We start from the raw sequence: 16486 nt of genomic DNA on the forward strand, positions 1-16486 counted from the left end.
TCCAGAATAAAGAAGAAGTTGCTGATAGTGGCTGCGTCGGCATCGGTCGTTGTCGCTACGGCAGCAGGTGTGTATTACTGGGATGCGATGCTGGTGGGTATCGTGGCGGTATTGCTGTGGCTGAAAAAGATGGCGACCCTGAAGGGGTTGCTGATTCTGCTCAAGAAACTGCCTTTTCTGCTGCTGCTGGGTATGAAGCGCCTGGTGATCAAGGTAACAAGCCGCTTCCTGCTGTTCAGCGCCCACCTGCGTTTTTACCGGGTGCAAAGGTTACTGCGTTACCTTCGGGTACGGGCTTATCTGGTAAAAAGACGACTCAAATATCACTGGGGTGATCTCAGTGGTGTGGAGCAGATGCTGGCCACCGTGGCGGCATTGCCCCTGGTCATCGTACTGTCGGTACTGCTGGTGATCTTCGTATTGCCGAAAGCCGTTTTTTCCTTTCTGGGCAACAAGATCAAGGAGCATTCCAGTGCTGCGGTGCTCAAGCAGGCGGCGCAATTCGGTGTGAAGGAAAAGCTGCAACTGGCAGACAGGAAGATCAAGGAAAAAATCCGGGAAAAACTCCTGCGAAAGCGGCGTGGGAAAGCTGCAGGTGGGAAAACGGAGGACGTTACTGCCGGGGCTGACGATAGAGAACATACAGGGGAGTGACCACCGCTGCCGCGATATAGCTCCATTGCAGAGCGCCGGGGCCGGCATTGCCTGTCACGTGAAGCAACGTGGCGCCGGCTCCAAAGCCCAGGGCAATGGCTGTCTGGGAGTAATAGCTTTTCAGGAACAGGTAACGGTGTGCCGAGGTATGTTTCGCCAGGTCGAAGAAGCGCTTGTTGAATGCCAGGCGGAAGAAGGATGTGCAGAAAGTGATCAGTATCAGCGTGGTGAACAGCCACCCCAGGCTGAGCCGGCTGTCCACCGTGGCCCGCATCAGCCAGGACAGGCAATAGCCGGCAACGGCAATCATGTAGATCCGCTGGCTGGGCATATGGTCGATGCGGTTCTTGATCAGGTAGAACAGGGCGCTGAACGTCAGTCCCAGCAGGATTACCAGCGCCCCCAGTTTCCAGAAACTTTCGTGAGCGAGAAGAAACAGGGAGATCATCCAGAAATAACTTTCCAGGAACAGGAAAGGACCGTCGAGGAAAAAAACCGGGCGGGAGCCATACGTGTCCCGGTACCGCAGCAGTTCCCCAAATCCCAGGGGCGGATCGTCCCGGAGGTTGGCCGGCAGTTCCATGGGACTGGAAAGCAGAAAGAAAGAGGTCAGGCCCAGTATCCCGATCAGTGACGAAATCAGGAACACCGACAGATAACCCGCCTTGTCCAGCAGCAGCCCGCCAAACAGCACGCCCATCTTGATAATGATGACCACCACCACCTGAAAATTGCCGAACCGCTTGCCGGTGTTGGTATCGTCCAGGGTTTCGTAGAACAGGGCGCGCTGGGTTATCCAGAAGAAGCAGTTGTATGCGCCATTCACCAGGGCGAACAGGAACAGAAAGCCAGGCTGCTCTTCCAGGAAGACCAGTGCGAGCAAGGTGATTTCGATGAGGAAGGACGCTGCGATGATGAAGCTCAGCGGCAGTGTCTTGTGTACCCGGTCCCATGCCCACAGGGTCAGTACGAAGCCCACGCCGGTAGTGGCGATAAAACCGCTGATATCAGCCAGGCTGTATCCGAGCCGCCACAGGAATACCGGGATGAAAAACGGAAACAGGCCGATAAGAAAGGAATGCAGCCCCAGAAAGCGGTAGAAAAGGCGTGTGGCCGTGGGAAGCCTGGAGGCCATCAGAAAATATCCCGCTGATCGATTTCCAGGGCGTCCAGTCGCTGGAAGTGCGCGCTCAGATCCTCTGGCTTTCCATAACGCGGCACGTCATGCATGGCGGTGAAAGGGCGGGAGTTCACTTCCAGGAAGATGCATTTCTGCTCGTTCCAGGGAGTCTCAATGCCTTCCTCCATGATCACGTCGATGCCGAGGATGTTGGCTCTGAAGAGCTTCAGTATGCGGAGAAACAGTGCCCGGTTGACAGGTGGAAGGCTGTCAGCGGGGAGGGTTTCCACCACGCCGCCGGGCACGAGGGAGATGCGATTGAAAAGGATGATCTCCCGGTTTTCTTCAGGAATGGATGCGAGGCTCAGTCCCTGCTTTTTCAGATAGCGTCTTATCATGCGGGTTTTCGGTATGGGATGAATCACGGGATACAGTCCCATGTCCTTTCTCACCTGGTTTTCACGGTCGATGAGTTCGCCGATGCTGGCTGTACCGTCACCGATCACGAATGGCGGGTAGCGCCGGATCACGGAAATGATTTCACCGTTTCCCACCAGTACCCGGTAGTTCCTGCCCTGCAGGTATTTTTCGACCATCGACATGGGCCACCAGATCTTCACCATCAGTGCTGCTTTCCACAGCTCGCGGTAGTTGCGGATGGGGAAATGACTGCCGCGGGAGAAACCCGATACGTTGGGTTTGATCACCAGGGGGAAACCGTGCTGTTGCGCAAAACGGTGAGCCTGCCAGGGACTGAAAAAGATTTTCCCTTCGGCGTGAGGAATGCCATTTGCCGCGAACACCTCCCTGGCCTGCGCCTTGGAGCGACAACTCTTGCGCACGTCAAGGGAGTTGTAGCTGGTGCAGCCGTGGAGGAACAGCCGGTCGATCCAGGCATAGAGGGTCTTCTTCAGCAATTTCATGCGCGCATCCTGCTGTTGAGAAACAGCATGGGCCAGAAGATGTTCTTGCGGGGCTGTTTCAGAGGAATGGACTTCGTCAGCAGCGCGAGGTCGCGCATGGCAGAACGGATGAACCTGTGGTGCACCTGGGAAGGTATGTTCGTGTCCAGCAGGCACAGTGGCATGGGGACAAACAGATTGATCTCGATGATCCGGAACTGCCCTTCCAGCACGGCTTCAAAACTGTCTGCACGCAGTCCGACGCGGGCAATGCGGAAGGCGGGTAGTTCATTCATGTATTGCCACAGCTGCTGCTGCGCTTCCTGTGTAAGACCGGTGACCGTCCTGTGGCGGGTCGATGGATTGAGGATGCTATTGACCGGCCAGTCCTGTCCGCTGCTGTTGAGGGTTTCGGTCACGGAAAGCGCTGCCGGTTCGGAACCGGATGCTTTGCGGCGGATATAGAACACTTCGAATTCACGCCTGCCCGGGGCTGCGTCCTGAAACAGGTAGGGAATGTCACCGTTGAGCATGTTATTGCGGAGCTTGTCGAAGCAACCCTGGTCGTTGGCAACCAGGATGCCTCTCGCGTTCTGTCCCCATTCGGGTTTGAGAAACACCGGCCAGCTTTCCGGCTTGCTGTCAGCAGTGAGTTTTTCCTGGTGCAGGCGCCATTTACCGGGAATGCTGCTGTCCATTTCCAGCTTGGAGAACAGCCGCTTGCTGCTGCTGAACCAGGGAGCGTTCAGCTGGAAATAACGCCAGGGGCGGGCGCCGATGCGCAGGCACCAGAACATGTACCAGAAGACCAGACGGATGCGCATTGTCAGGTGAAGGCTTTCCCTTTCAGGGCGTCGTCGGAATAGACGTGCAGGCTGAGGCTGGGAGACAGCGCGGTTACGCGATGAATGGCATTGTTGTAGCAGTTTGCATCGCCGGCGGCGTAGATGTGCTGCCCCTTGCTCCTGATGACAGTTTCCGTCAGCAACAGACCCTGGTCCGTTTCGCGATAGTGCTCCATCTGCAGCTGTCCTTCCAGTACATAGACGAATGCAAACTGGGGATGTCCGTGGATAGGCGTCACGGCACCCTGATCCCATCGGGCGACCATGACTTCTGCCCCATTGTCTTCGCGGAGCAGAATGCTGCGGGAATAGCAGTGTGGCGCATGGGGGAAATCCCCCTGTAGCCGGAAGCGGGCACTGAGCGTCAGCAGGCGTGCTTCGTCATCCAGCCCTGCAATGAGATCACGCAAAAGGACCCGGGTGTCGTCCGGCAGGTTGGCCAGGGTATGTGTTTCAGCCTTGCAGGTGTTCATGCATCAGCTCCTTGCCGGCGGCTACCAGGGTACTGAAAAAGCTGTCCACATCAGCACGGGAATAGTCGGGATGGGTAATCAGCAGCCTCAGGGTCAGTTTTTCCTCGATATAGGCGATGCCTACCAGGCTGATACCCTGCTTGAACAGCCGGTTGCGCAGTTCCAGGTTGAATTCATTGGCGGGTAGGTTTTCCGGTGTCCTGAAGTGGAAGCAGACATTGAAGGATTCACGGGGCACGGTCATCTCCAGTTCCGGGATGCCATGAACCACCTGCTCCGCGTATTCGCTCAGGGCGAGATAATGGCGTATGCGCTCAGCCAGGCCTGTCTTGCCGAAAAACTTCCAGTCGAGAAACCATTTCAGGCTGTCCACTCGGCGACCGCACTGCAGGGAGGCGGTGCCCATGTCCAGTTCCGCATTCTTGTCTTCTTCGCGGAACAGGTAGCTGTGCTCTCCCGCGCTGCAGACACAGCGCAGAGTACCCCGGTGATGATTGAACAGCAGCACATTGCACATCAGATTGGTGCCGGCCATCTTGTGGAAGTCCCAGGTGAAGGAATCCAGCTGTTCGATGCCGGGAAGGAAATGCTTTCTCAGTTCGTCGTCGAGGAGGGCAGCGCCGCCCCAGGCACCATCGCCGTGCAGCCAGAAGCCGTATTTTTCCCGCAGTTCCACGAGTGGGGGAAGCGAATCATAAGCGCCCCTGACGGTGGTTCCGAGGGTGGCGCAGACAAAGAAAGGAATTTTTCCATTTTGACGGTGCTGTTGCAGAAGACGTTCCAGTGCCTGTAGCTGCATGCGTCCGTGTTCGTCAACGGGCACCTTGATGAGGTTGTGAGTGCCCAGCCCCAGAATATTGGCCGCCTTGTCCAGGGAGTAGTGGGCATCGGCGGATACGAAGGCAAGCAGGGGGCTGTGGCCGAACAGGCCATGTTCCTTGCCGGTTTCGATCGCCTGGTTGCGTGCGGCGAGCATGGCAATCATGTTCCCGTTGCTGGAGCCCGTGGTCATCTGGCCTTCACCTTCTGCGAATCCGGCCAGATCCAGCATGGTATCGAGCATGTAATGCTCCATCAGCGTGGAAACCGGCGCGCCTTCATAGGTGCAGGCCGAGGTGTTGGTAACCGCGGTGATGATCTCTCCGACGATGGATGGCAGGTTGGCGCCGGACCACATGCGGTTGAGGAAACCGGGATGCCCCGTCTTTACCGAGTGCTGGAGATACTTCCCGATCCACTGAAACAGCTGCTGCCAGTCGCCATCCGCGTCTTTCTTCAGATCCAGTTCTTCCGCCAGTGTTTCAGGGTCCAGGTAGTCCAGAAACTTTCCCTGTTTGCGCCCGGCATGGTACTGCTCCGCCAGCGCCAGCAAGCGTTGGAATATTGCTTCTTCATTCATGAACTATTCTGGATTGGTGCGGTATTGGCGATTGAGAATGAACAGAATGATACCAGACACCAGGATGGAAACGGCAGCATAGAAAAGCGAACCCCCATCGCCCTTGCCCTCATGGAGCACTTCCACGCCCAGTGGTGAGAACAGATGAAAGAAGACGGCGCCCGACATTACAACAGTAGCCATCAGCCCCCCTATACATTGCAGGGTGGCGCGCCGGGGCAGGTTTGCGCCGGGTGAAAGCTTCTCCAGCAACCAGAAAACAAGGGGCGACAACAGGATGAGGGATGTCAGCAGTTCAAAGCTGCCGATCAGGTAGGCGCCATATCGGGAGAACAGGCTGCCCAGGCTTTCACCAAGGTAGGTTTGCAACCAGTTGCCAATGGTAGTGAAGATATACACGGTGTCCGGGTGCCCCGTGAATTTGTAGTACAGGGAAGTCAGGAATACCTTGCAGATCCAGGCGACCAGTATCCAGCTCAACAGAGGGATGATTCGGTTTTTCATGTTTTTACAAACTCCTATTGAATGACCTGGGGCCAGTATCTGTCAGCGGCCTCGATCCAGTGATCCCTGTCGGCGCTCCAGTCCGCCTGGGTCTGTTGGTCGTAGTTCAGGTACAGCTTGCCATCGTGGATGGTCCATTGCAGAGGGTCTCCTTTCGCCGTGTCATTGTGGGCAACCGCCCAGGCGCAATAGCCACCGTACTGGGGTATGTATTTTCCCGGATTCATCTGAAACATCCTGCGGTGTCCGGCACTGGCGAAATACCAGTTCGCCCCCTTGTATCTGAGTTTGAATCTGCTGTCGCCTTTGACCGGTTTGCCGTCGGTAAAATAGGCCACCGGGTCATAGCCGCCTACTGCGCTGCTGCTGAAAAAGGAGGTGTATATCAAATCCTGGGCGGCGGCAGCTGTAAACAGAAGCAGTGTCCCGGCAAACATGGCAATCTTCGCTACATTCATTTGTGCTACCCTGTTTTGCGAAATCTTGTGGATTCCCCAGAAAAGACCCGTCTGCCGGCCAAGTTCTTTCTTTCATCTCCTCAAGCAAAAAAAATGCTTCTAATGCTTCACTTTCCCTCAAAATCTAGTAAAATGCCACGTTTACCTTGATTCAGTTTGATGCTGGATCGTTGGATTACATTGAATTTTAAGGCTTTTAATCAATATGGTTACCATTCGTCTTGCCAGAACCGGTGCGAAAAAGCGCCCTTTCTACCACATCGTTGCTACGGATTCCCGGAATCCCCGTGATGGCCGCTACATCGAGCGCCTGGGATTTTTCAATCCTGTAGCCAAGGAAAATGAAGAAGCTCTGCGCATTGATCTGGAACATGTTGACAGCTGGGTTGCCAAAGGCGCCCAGATGAGCGATCGCGTGGCCCAGCTGGTCAGCCAGTACCGCAAGCAGGGTCAGAGCGAGGCAGCCTGAGGGTTGTTGCGCGCCGCCTGAGCTATGATGGATAGCCAGGTTGAAGAACAGAGCATCGAGGGTGACGGGCCGGACCGGCTGGTCACCCTCGGTCGTATATCCGGTCTGCACGGTGTCCAGGGTTGGCTGAAGGTATTTTCCGATACCCGGCCCAGAGAGAACATCCTGAACTATTCGCCTTGGTACCTGCAGCGCGGTCAGGGCTGGGAGAAGTGGATACCGGAAAAGGGCCGCAGGCAGGGAAAGCTGGTCCTGGTGAAGCTGCAGGGCTGCAATGAAAGGGAAAGTGCCCGGGAACTGATGGATTCGGCTGTTGCCGTGCGCCGCAGCCAGTTGCCCGAAGAGAACGGTGAGTATTACTGGACCGATCTGGAAGGACTGCGGGTCGTCACTACCCAGGGTGTTGAACTGGGCAGGGTGAGCCATTTGTTTGAAACCGGCGCCAATGATGTGCTGGTGGTGCAGGGAGAGCGGGAACGCCTGCTGCCCTGGATATGGAAGCAGGTGATCCAGGATGTGGATCTGGCGCAGGGACGTATTGTCGTGGACTGGGATCCGGAATTCTGATGCGCTTTGATGTGATCACCCTGTTTCCGGAAATGTTTCAGGCTGCGAGGCTGGGCGTGACCGGCAAGGCGCTGGAAGGTGAGCAGGCCAGCCTGCAGTTGTGGAATCCCCGGGATTACACGGAAGACAACCACCGTACCGTGGATGACCGGCCATACGGTGGTGGTCCGGGCATGGTGATGAAGGTGGTTCCGCTCAAGGCGGCGCTGCAGCAGGCAAAGGATGCCGCGCCCGACAGCCGGGTGATTTATCTCACCCCCCAGGGGCAGCGTTTTGATCAGAAAGCTGCCCGGGAAATGGCGCAGCGCAGCGGCATAATCATGCTGGCGGGCCGCTACGAAGGAATCGATGAACGGCTGGTGGATTGCTGTGTGGACGAGGAATGGTCCATTGGAGACTATGTATTGTCCGGCGGTGAACTGGCCGCCATGGTGATCATGGATGCGATTACCCGATTGCTGCCCGGTGTATTGGGCCACGCGGAATCCGCCGAGCAGGATTCCTACATGAACGGACTGCTGGATTTTCCCCAGTACACCCGGCCGGATGAACTGAATGGCCGCGATGTTCCGGCGGTGCTGCTGTCCGGCGATCATGCCGCCATCGGACGCTGGCGGCTGCAGCAGGCTCTGGGACGCACCTGGTTGCGCCGGCCTGATCTGCTGGAGCAGCGGGAACTCTCCGATGAGGAGGAGCGTCTGCTGGAAGAATTCATACGCACCCATCAGGGAGCGTCGGCGTCTTCATAGGTCAAGTTGAAGACAGGGTATTTTGATTAACTATTCGCGCCGTGAGGCGCCAACACTGGTAGAGGAGCAACAACGATGAGCAATATCATCCAGGAACTCGAAGCTGAACAGATGAACAAGGACATCCCGGATTTTGGTCCCGGTGATACCGTTGTTGTTAAGGTCAAGGTAAAGGAAGGCAACCGTGAGCGTTTGCAGGCCTTTGAAGGCGTGGTTATCGCCAAACGCAACCGAGGACTGAATTCCGCGTTCACCGTACGCAAGATGTCTCATGGCGAAGGTGTGGAGCGCGTGTTCCAGACCTACAGCACCATGATCGACAGCATCGAGGTCAAGCGACGTGGCGACGTGCGCCGCGCCAAGCTGTATTACCTGCGTGGCCGCACCGGCAAGGCCGCACGTATCCGCGAAAAGCTCAAGTAAGCGGACTGAAGCAGTGTTTAACGAAGCCGCCATGCCTTTTCCGGCATGGCGGCTTTCATGCGTCTGACAGGCTGAAAATCCTATGACCACCAGCTTCTACTGGCACGATTACGAAACCTGGGGTACGGACCCGCGCCGGGACCGGGCGGTGCAGTTTGCCGGCCTGCGCACGGATCTGGACTTCAATCCCATTGGCCGGCCCCTGATGGTCTATGCAAAACCCGCCGATGACATGCTGCCCCAGCCGGGAGCCTGTCTGGTCACGGGTATCACGCCACAGCATGCACGCAAGGAAGGTGTTTGCGAGGCGGATTTCTTTCGTGCTGTCCACGACGAGCTGTCACGGCCGGGCACCTGTGCCCTCGGCTACAACAGCATCCGCTTCGATGACGAGTTTACCCGCTACGGGCTGTACCGCAACTTCTACGACCCTTACGCGCGGGAATGGCAGAACGGTAATTCGCGCTGGGATATTATCGATACGGTGCGCCTCATGCGCGCCCTGCGGCCGGAAGGGATCAACTGGCCCGTGGTGAATGAAGACGGGGTGACCAGCTTCAGGCTGGAACTGCTGACCGCGGCCAATGGTATCGAGCACGAAGGGGCGCATGATGCCCTGGTGGATGTCCGCGCCACCATTGCACTGGCGAAGCTGGTAAAGGAAAAGCAGCCCCGCCTGTTCGACTATGTATTCAACAATCGTGACAAACATAAGCTTGCACAGCAGCTCAGCGTGCGAGACCAGCATCCCGTCGTGCATGTGTCTGCAAAATACCCGGCCCGCCTGGGCTGTATTGCTGTTGTAGTGCCAGTGGCGCAGCATCCCACCAATCGCAATGGCATCATCGTTTATGATCTGCGCACCGATCCCCAGCCCCTGTTCGATCTCAGCGTGGAGCAGATCAGGGAGAAACTCTATACGCCCAGCAGCGAGCTGCCGGAGGGGGAACTGCGCATTCCACTGAAAATGATCAGCATCAACCATGCGCCGGTGGTGGTGCCGCTGAATACCCTGACAGATGCCGCGCGTGAGGAATGGGCGCTTGATTCTGTATCAGAGCAGCGACACCTGCAGGCCATACGCAATGCCCCGGAGTTACAGAAAAAGATTCAGCAGGTGTTTGGCGAGCGCCATTTCGAGGAGACGACAGACCCGGATCAGAATCTGTACGGCGGCTTCCTTTCAAACAACGACCGGCGCCTGTGCGAGCAGGTGTTGCGCAGCAGTCCGGAAGAACTGTCCAGGCTGCATCCGGCATTCGAGGATGTTCGTCTGCCCGAGCTGCTGTTCCGCTATCGTGCAAGGAACTGGCCGCAGACCCTGAGTACGGATGAACGGCAGCGTTGGGAGGAATACCGCAGGATCCGTCTTACCGATCCGGCAGGGGGAGGCAGCATCACCCTTGCGGAATACCGCCGCCAATTGTCCCGCATGGTGATTGATCCTGAGCTCACGGAAGAACAGCGTCAGCTGGTGGACGCCTTGCTGGACTGGCCGCAGGAAATCGGGTTCTGAACCGGTCGCAGTCTGCTGAAGGTTCTGCCCCTGCCGTGGTGTTTTCCTCGAAAGTGGAAGTGGCAGACTGCCGGCCCGCCGGTCCAGCGGTGAAGCATGTACCGCTAGGCAGCCTCTTTCTGTGTGGCCTGCTCTGACATCAGCACTTCCTTGCTGATGCGCTTGGTAAAATAGTAGACGCGTTTCAGAGATTCGAGCAGCTCGGTCTCGGTCTGGTAGGTAAGGCGACGGGAGGGTGCATCCGCGGTGATGCGGCGCACGATGTGACGCTCTATCTCGCTGACGAGCTGGTTGATCCTGTTCTTGGCCTTGACGACTTTCCTGGCAGGTTTCCGGTCCATGCGGGTCACCGCCTGGGTGGCTTTTTCCAGCAGCCGGATCAGTTCGTCCACCAGGTTGTCGATGAGTTCGCGGGTCTTTTCCCCCACTACCAAGCCTTCTCTGACGCGTTTGCGCCCCAGGTGAATGAGATGCAGTTTCAGACTGTCGCCGATGTTCTCGTAATAGGAAGCGATGGCCAGGTAATGATGGGCCAGTTCGACTTCACGGGTGCTGAGATCGCCTTTGGACAACTGCTGCAGGTAGTCCAGGATGGGACCGTGCAGCATGCCGATTTCACTGTCCATGCGGTTCAGCTCTGACAGTTCTTCCGATGTGCCGTCCATGGCCAGCTTCACGCCCTTGCGCAACATGGGCAGTACCCGTTCGGCCATGCGCCCCAGTTCCATGCGTACACGGTCGAGGGCGAGTGCAGGCGTGTCCAGCAGGGTTTCATCCAGGTATTTGGGCACCACCTTGCCTGCTTTTTCCTCCTCGGTCACTGGCACCATCCAGGTCACCATTTTTGCAAACCAGGGCGTGAAACCGATGAACAGCAGGGTGTTGCCCACGTTGAACAGGGTATGGGCGTTGGCAATCTGCCGGGGAGTTTCTGCCGCCAGGCGTTTTATGCCTTCCAGATCTGTATGCTGTGGCGAGATACTGCGGATCAGTGCCGCAAATTCGGGTATGAACCAGAACCAGACGAAAACTCCCAGGGTATTGAAGGTGATATGCACCATGGCAGCGCGCAGGGCTTCCCTTGATTTTCCGATGGCCGCCAGCAGGGCGGTAACGCAGGTGCCGATATTGGTGCCGAAGACCAGCGCTATGCCCTGGTCGAGTGTGATCAGGCCCTGGGTGGCGAGGACGATGATCACGCCGGTGGTGGCGGATGAACTCTGCACCACCGCAGTGAAGGCTGCACTGGCCAGGATGCCATACAGCGGGTGCTTCATTTCCTGCAGGAACTGGATGAATGGCGGGTAATCCCGCAGCGGAGAGGTGGCGTCACCCATGAGGCTCATGCCGAAGAAAATCATGCCGAATCCGAAGACCATGGTGCCGGTGCGCTGCAGCACTTCGTTCCTGCTCAGGAACTGCATGGCAAAGCCCAGTGCGATGAACAGCAGGGCAAAATGCGTGATCTTGAAGGCGATGATCTGGGCGGTGATGGTGGTGCCGATACTGGCGCCCATGATGATGGGAATGGTCTGGCTCAGGTGCATCAGACCGGCAGAGACAAAGCCCACGACGAGTACCGTGGTGACCGAAGAGGACTGGATGATAGCCGTAACCAGGGCGCCGGCGACTACACCCTTGAAACGGTTGGTGGTCATGCGCGCCAGCAGGGTCTTGAGGCGGCTGCCGGTGCTTGCCTTCAGGGCATTGGTAAGTAGTTCCATGCCATACAGGAAAATGGCAAGACCACCCAACAGCCCCATGATGATGGCGCTGTATTCCAGTTCCTGCGTGTTCATGAGCGGATAGGAGGCCGGTCAGTCATCGGTCCAGTGTTTGAGTGCTTCGATGATCTTGCGTGCCTGATCCTTGCTGGATATGTTGAACTTGGATTTTGCCATGTACTCGCCGTTGCGCTTCTGGTAGCGGCGAATGGTGTACTTCTCCGGGCCGTATTCCTGCTTGGCGTTGTTCCAGTCCTGGTAGCGGAAAATGATGGTGGTCCAGGCGCCTTTGGTGAGGATTTGCTTGTCCAGTTCCTTGACCAGTTCTAGGTCGCCTTCTTTGTAACTGATGCTGATTTCGTCGGGTGTGCTTGCCATGGGTCGTTTCTCCTCAGGTGGCGCCGTTGCGCTTCAGAAGCAGCGCAATATCGCTCAAATTCAGGGATTTTGCAATCTGCAGTGCAGATTGCCCGCTGGCATCGGTTACGGTGACATCGGCACCGAAGTTGACCAGGTGTTTTGCCAGCTTGTGGTTGCCCTGGCGGATGGCGATCAGCAGCGCTGTATCGCCCCTGTCGTCCCGGGCCTCGAGATTGGCACCGTGATCGACCAGATAGCGAACCGCCTCACGTTCGCTGATTCCCTGCTGTGCCAGTTCGAGCAGCATGGGTGTGGCCTCCAGGGTGGCGCCTGCCTTGAGCAGCAGGTCGGCAATGCGCGGGTTGGCGGTAAAGATGGCATGGTAGATGGCGGTGTGACCCCGGACATCCTTGCGGTCGATGTCGACGCCATGTTTGATCAGCAGACGGGTGATGGCGAGCCGGCCATTGCGCACGGCCACGTGCAGGGGAGCAAAGCCGTCCCGGTTCAGCCGGTTCATGTCCGAACCCCAGGCGATGTGGCGTTCGATCTGTTCGATATCACCCCGCTGCATGGCGAGATAGAGCGTGACTGTGGGTTTTTCCGGCCCACTGCAGCCCGCAAGGAGGAACAGCACAAGAATCAGCAGAGGGATAGTTTTCATATGTGTTGAATGGTGTTACTTTGAGTCCATGATAGCAAAGGAATTTCCGGTTGGTACATGCTGACAAAAATACTTTTTACGCTGGCCGTGATTGCAGTGGTTTTTGCCATGGTCCGATTTCGGGATCGCCCGGCGAGAAGGCCGGCTCCCCTGCCGGTAAAGAAGACCGGACGACCCTGGATAAAGGTGCTGGCGATAGCAGTTATCGTTCTGATGCTGGCAGGCACGGCTGTGATTATCTACCTCAATTGGCGGGATAGCCACCAAATCATGCAAGTACAGGTGATCGACAGCGGTTCTGGCAGAGTCAGCAACTACAAAGTGTATCGGGGTGAATTGCAGGAGCGCCGTTTTGTTACGGTGGATGGCCGTCAGGTTCAATTGGCGGAAACCGAGCGGCTGGAGGTGGCTGCAGCGCCATGAGTATTACAGATTACGTGATCCAGACCGCCTATGAGCTGGAAGAGTCCGAGCGTTATCAACGCAAAAAAAGGGCTGTATACGATCTTCTGGAAAATCCCCATTCGAGTATTCGCCCCTATTTCGATATCTTCATGATGCTGATGGTTATCAGCAGTGTCTTTGTTCTGCTCTTCAGCGTCAAGCACCATCTTGGAGCCTGGGCCGGCTGGTTCGAGAATGCAGTTCTGGTTTTTTTTATTCTGGAATACCTGGGGCGGTTGTGGGTGTATGACGATGTTCACAAGGTCGTGCTGGAAGAATACGAAAAAAGTGAACTGATCAATGAGCCGTTTCGTCTGTCCAAGGCATTTCGGTCGGTATTCCGCAGCAAGTGGCGCTATATCAGTTCACCCATGGCCATTATCGACCTGCTTGCCATCCTCCCGAGTTATCGTGCGTTGCGTATCCTGCGCCTGTTTCTGCTTTTTCGGCTGTTCAAGGTCTTCCGCTATGCGCAGAGCATGCAGCAGTTCGGATCGATACTGCAGGAGAAACGCGTCGAACTGGTCACCCTGTTCGGGTTCCTCATGTTCGTGCTGCTGGTGGCGTCCTCTGCGATCTACCTGTTTGAATCTCCTCAGGCCGGTGGACATGTAGAAGGTTTTTTCGAAAGTATCTACTGGGCGCTGGTGACCATTTCCACCGTGGGTTACGGCGACATCACACCCCACACCGTGGAGGGTCGCATGGTCACCATGGTGCTGATCGTGAGTGGATTGGGGGTGATCTCGTTTTTTACCTCCATCATCGTTTCCGCATTTCAGGAAAAGATGGGTGAGGTGCGGGACCGGCGAGTGGCCATGCTGCTGGAAAAGGAGCGCGGTTACACGGTTATTTGCGGGTTCGGCAGGATCGGGCAGGTCGTGGCCGAGTATCTTGCCAGAGACAAGCTGCCTTTTGTGATCATCGAACGGGATGAAGAAGCCGTGCAGCTTGCCCGGCGGCAGGGTTATCTTGTGGTGCAGGGGAAGGCCGAGCGTATTGGACTGCTGCGGACGCTTGGTGTCGGCCGGCAGGCAGGAAAGGTGCTTTGTCTGACCGGCGATGATGTGATCAACGTTTTTGTCACACTGTCGGCCCGCCAGCTGGACAGCAATATCGAGATCATTTCACGGGCGAATCATCACCAGACCCTGAACAAGCTGATGCTTGCGGGAGCCAACCATGCCCTGGAGCCGTTCAAGATCGTGGGTCTCATCGCCGGAGAATATGTAGGTCAGCCGGTTGCCTTCGAGGCCATACACGATATTGTCATGGGAGAGAACGATATAACACTGGAATCCATAAAAGTCCCCTGTGATTCTTGGATGGACGGGAAAACCATCGGAGAGCTTCCCCTGGAAGACATGCGGCTCATTCTGTTCGGCGTCATTACTTCGCCAAACCGGAGCAGTGACCATGTGCGCAGTCATTTTGATCTGAAATCATTGCGGTTCCAGTTCAATCCCGGAGCGGATTTCGTGTTGTTGGGTGATGATATGCTGCTGGTATTCGGGCATAAATACAGTGTGTTGCATATCCGCCAGAAACTGAAATCAGCAACTTATTCGAAATGAGCTATGTGATGATGGCTGTCTGGTACAGAATGTGGTTTCAATCCGGAAGGATGTGTCGACATGCGTAGTACACTAAAAAAAGTGGTGGTGGTGGGAAGTTGCCCCGTCGGTATGGAAGTGGCCCGTCAGCTCATGGAGCGCGGGGAATCCGTCAAGATGGTCGACGATCTCAAGACCGATGTCGAAAAGGCCAGAACCCGGGGGTTCAACGTCGAGCAGATCAATCTGCAGGACGATGACGCGCTCAGGCGCGTGGGTATCGGCGATGGTGCGGACATCCTGTTTGCGCTGCTCGATGATGACGCGAGCAATGTTTTCCTGCTGATCTCCGCCCGTGCCATCGCTCCAAACCTTCCCATTGTTTCCATCAGCGGTGTACGGGATACAATCGTGCGTCTGTATGCCGCCGGTGCGACCAAGGTGATCGACCCCTACCGCATCAGTGGCTACAAGATCTACGAGCATATGCACCGTTTGCTGATCGCGGAAACCCTGGGTTGCACTGTGTTTGGCCGGGTGGATCTGGATATTGCTGAAATCCATGTGACCGAGAAGAGTTTTCTGCATGGCAAGTATCTGGATGAACTGTCGCTGAGTGATCGTTACAATCTGATTGTGCTGGGTGTGGTCGACCGTGAATACGGAGATAATCTGATTTTCGCCACGGATCCCAAACGGCACAAACTGGACGGAGGTGATGTCCTGGTAGTGATCGGACCGGAAGATGCTTTTGCACAATTTCAGCATGATATCGAGACCGAGGAGAATTTCCCTGGCGATGCGCATTCCTGAGGCGGCCATGCGTGTATTGTGGGTGCTGTCCCTGGCGCGTGCCGAATCGCTGCACTACGAGGCCAGCTACAAAGGACCGTTCAGCGCAGGGAAGCATCTGCCCATCGCTGCCGTTCAGTTGGACAGCGAGTACAAGGCTTTGCCTTCCGGGGAAAAGGTTTTGCAGACCACCATGCATGTCACCTCCAAACCCTATGACTTTGTGGAAGAGCACTTCCCGTTCCGGGTGCGCTATCGCAGCCTGTATGCACCCGGGAGAAAGCACATGCTGGCGGTGGAGAAGTATGAGAAGACCTCCCGGATCAAGCATGAGATCAGCTGGGTGGATGTGGAGCAGCACCAGTTGCTGCGGTTCCGTCACAAGGGCAAGAGTGTGGGGCAACGGCTGTTTCCGGTATCGTTGCAAAACTGGCTGGAGCCCGGTGAGCGCTTTGAGTTTCACAAATACTCACGGCATGGTTTCCGGAAAGGACTCCAGGACTGGCTTTCCATGCTGCAGGTGGTGCGGACTCTGTCAATGGAAACGGGCAGGGTGTACCGGTTTCCCGTGACCGACGGCAAGCACCTCTATCACTATACCGTCAAAGTGCAGAAACAACACAGCATCGAGATGATGGACGGGAGCAGGCGCAAGGCCTGGAAACTGCGTTTTGATGCGGTGGAAGGGGGAGCCGGGGCCGGCGCACCGTCCGTTGTATGTCTGGCTGGCCGATGATGCACAGCGCACACCGCTGCTTTTCGAAAACCGCCATCCCCTGGGGCGCTTCCTTGTCAGGCTTTCAACGGTCCAGTGACAGATTGCTGATATCCGGAACTTCGACAGCTTCCTTTTCCTGGGTGAATTCCTCG

At 56.5% G+C, this 16486-nt stretch carries 20 protein-coding genes; 10 read left to right on the plus strand and 10 right to left on the minus strand.

The features are described from left to right. The coding region (locus ACOCD2_RS03440; RefSeq protein ID WP_293652356.1) for a hypothetical protein at positions 1–654 on the plus strand (654 nt) is incomplete at its 5' end. Here the strand turns inward: ACOCD2_RS03440 and ACOCD2_RS03445 are convergent. Genes ACOCD2_RS03445 through ACOCD2_RS03475 form a run of 7 tightly spaced genes read right to left on the minus strand, consistent with a single transcriptional unit; the run spans position 614 to position 6355 of the window. Then, positions 614–1789: a hypothetical protein gene (locus ACOCD2_RS03445; RefSeq protein ID WP_293644859.1), complete on the minus strand. Its 1176-nt coding sequence runs from the start codon at positions 1787–1789 to the stop codon at positions 614–616. The two genes, ACOCD2_RS03440 and ACOCD2_RS03445, sit on opposite strands and share 41 nt — an antisense overlap. Then, positions 1789–2697 (minus strand): cyanophycin synthetase, encoded by a 909-nt coding sequence (locus ACOCD2_RS03450; RefSeq protein WP_293644861.1) that lies wholly within the window; start codon positions 2695–2697, stop codon positions 1789–1791. The genes ACOCD2_RS03445 and ACOCD2_RS03450 overlap by 1 nt, the downstream gene beginning before the upstream one ends. Then, positions 2694–3500 carry a hypothetical protein gene (locus ACOCD2_RS03455; protein WP_293644863.1) on the minus strand — a complete coding sequence of 269 codons (807 nt, stop codon included), beginning with the start codon at positions 3498–3500 and terminating at the stop codon, positions 2694–2696. Before ACOCD2_RS03455 ends, ACOCD2_RS03450 begins: the two co-directional genes overlap by 4 nt. Positions 3501–3502: 2 nt before the next feature. After that, complete coding sequence (locus tag ACOCD2_RS03460) at positions 3503–3994, minus strand: cysteine dioxygenase (RefSeq protein ID WP_293644865.1); 492 nt, start codon at positions 3992–3994, stop codon at positions 3503–3505. Next, complete coding sequence (locus tag ACOCD2_RS03465) at positions 3975–5393, minus strand: pyridoxal phosphate-dependent decarboxylase family protein (protein ID WP_293644867.1); 1419 nt, start codon at positions 5391–5393, stop codon at positions 3975–3977. The genes ACOCD2_RS03460 and ACOCD2_RS03465 overlap by 20 nt, the downstream gene beginning before the upstream one ends. A gap of 3 nt (positions 5394–5396) precedes the next feature. Beyond that, positions 5397–5897, minus strand: a complete 501-nt coding sequence (locus tag ACOCD2_RS03470; protein WP_293644869.1) for a hypothetical protein — start codon at positions 5895–5897, stop codon at positions 5397–5399. Between the two features lie 14 nt (positions 5898–5911). After that, the gene (locus ACOCD2_RS03475; RefSeq protein WP_293644871.1) at positions 5912–6355 is read right to left on the minus strand and encodes a YHS domain-containing (seleno)protein; all 444 of its coding nucleotides are present in this window, start codon (positions 6353–6355) and stop codon (positions 5912–5914) included. Positions 6356–6560: 205 nt separating this feature from the next. On the opposite strand from ACOCD2_RS03475, the gene rpsP reads away from it, so the two are divergent. From rpsP to sbcB, 5 genes are all read left to right on the plus strand, one after another. Beyond that, on the plus strand, positions 6561–6824 hold the full coding sequence (gene rpsP, locus ACOCD2_RS03480; RefSeq protein ID WP_293644873.1) for a 30S ribosomal protein S16: 264 nt from the start codon (positions 6561–6563) through the stop codon (positions 6822–6824). Between the two features lie 27 nt (positions 6825–6851). Next, a complete protein-coding gene (gene rimM / locus ACOCD2_RS03485; protein WP_293644875.1) occupies positions 6852–7391 on the plus strand; it encodes a ribosome maturation factor RimM in 540 nt (179 codons plus the stop codon). Further along, on the plus strand, positions 7391–8140 hold the full coding sequence (trmD, locus tag ACOCD2_RS03490; RefSeq protein ID WP_293644877.1) for a tRNA (guanosine(37)-N1)-methyltransferase TrmD: 750 nt from the start codon (positions 7391–7393) through the stop codon (positions 8138–8140). The genes rimM and trmD overlap by 1 nt, the downstream gene beginning before the upstream one ends. A 75-nt stretch (positions 8141–8215) precedes the next feature. Further along, the gene (gene rplS, locus ACOCD2_RS03495) at positions 8216–8563 is read left to right on the plus strand and encodes a 50S ribosomal protein L19 (RefSeq protein ID WP_293644879.1); all 348 of its coding nucleotides are present in this window, start codon (positions 8216–8218) and stop codon (positions 8561–8563) included. Positions 8564–8645: 82 nt separating this feature from the next. Continuing rightward, entirely contained in the window at positions 8646–10079 is a 1434-nt protein-coding gene (gene sbcB / locus ACOCD2_RS03500) for an exodeoxyribonuclease I (protein WP_293644881.1), read from the plus strand. A gap of 104 nt (positions 10080–10183) precedes the next feature. On the opposite strand, the gene ACOCD2_RS03505 is transcribed toward sbcB, so the two are convergent. From ACOCD2_RS03505 to ACOCD2_RS03515, 3 genes are read right to left on the minus strand one after another with little or no spacing between them, the layout of a single operon-like run. Next, a complete protein-coding gene (locus tag ACOCD2_RS03505; protein ID WP_293644883.1) occupies positions 10184–11878 on the minus strand; it encodes a Na/Pi cotransporter family protein in 1695 nt (564 codons plus the stop codon). 18 nt (positions 11879–11896) lie between these two features. Then, positions 11897–12181: a hypothetical protein gene (locus ACOCD2_RS03510; RefSeq protein ID WP_293644885.1), complete on the minus strand. Its 285-nt coding sequence runs from the start codon at positions 12179–12181 to the stop codon at positions 11897–11899. A gap of 13 nt (positions 12182–12194) precedes the next feature. After that, positions 12195–12827, minus strand: a complete 633-nt coding sequence (locus ACOCD2_RS03515; protein ID WP_293644887.1) for an ankyrin repeat domain-containing protein — start codon at positions 12825–12827, stop codon at positions 12195–12197. A gap of 57 nt (positions 12828–12884) precedes the next feature. Between ACOCD2_RS03515 and ACOCD2_RS03520 the strand changes: the two genes are divergently transcribed. Genes ACOCD2_RS03520 through ACOCD2_RS03535 form a run of 4 tightly spaced genes read left to right on the plus strand, consistent with a single transcriptional unit; the run spans position 12885 to position 16352 of the window. Continuing rightward, positions 12885–13250: a hypothetical protein gene (locus ACOCD2_RS03520; protein ID WP_293644889.1), complete on the plus strand. Its 366-nt coding sequence runs from the start codon at positions 12885–12887 to the stop codon at positions 13248–13250. Then, the gene (locus ACOCD2_RS03525; RefSeq protein WP_293644891.1) at positions 13247–14845 is read left to right on the plus strand and encodes a potassium channel protein; all 1599 of its coding nucleotides are present in this window, start codon (positions 13247–13249) and stop codon (positions 14843–14845) included. The genes ACOCD2_RS03520 and ACOCD2_RS03525 overlap by 4 nt, the downstream gene beginning before the upstream one ends. Before the next feature lie 60 nt (positions 14846–14905). Beyond that, entirely contained in the window at positions 14906–15637 is a 732-nt protein-coding gene (locus ACOCD2_RS03530; protein ID WP_293644893.1) for a potassium channel family protein, read from the plus strand. Beyond that, entirely contained in the window at positions 15624–16352 is a 729-nt protein-coding gene (locus ACOCD2_RS03535) for a DUF3108 domain-containing protein (protein ID WP_293652358.1), read from the plus strand. Before ACOCD2_RS03530 ends, ACOCD2_RS03535 begins: the two co-directional genes overlap by 14 nt. The last annotated feature ends 134 nt before the right edge of the window (positions 16353–16486 follow it).

Origin of the sequence: Thiolapillus sp. (genome assembly GCF_048562965.1) — a bacterium.
Lineage (GTDB): Bacteria > Pseudomonadota > Gammaproteobacteria > Chromatiales > Chromatiaceae > Thiolapillus > Thiolapillus brandeum_A.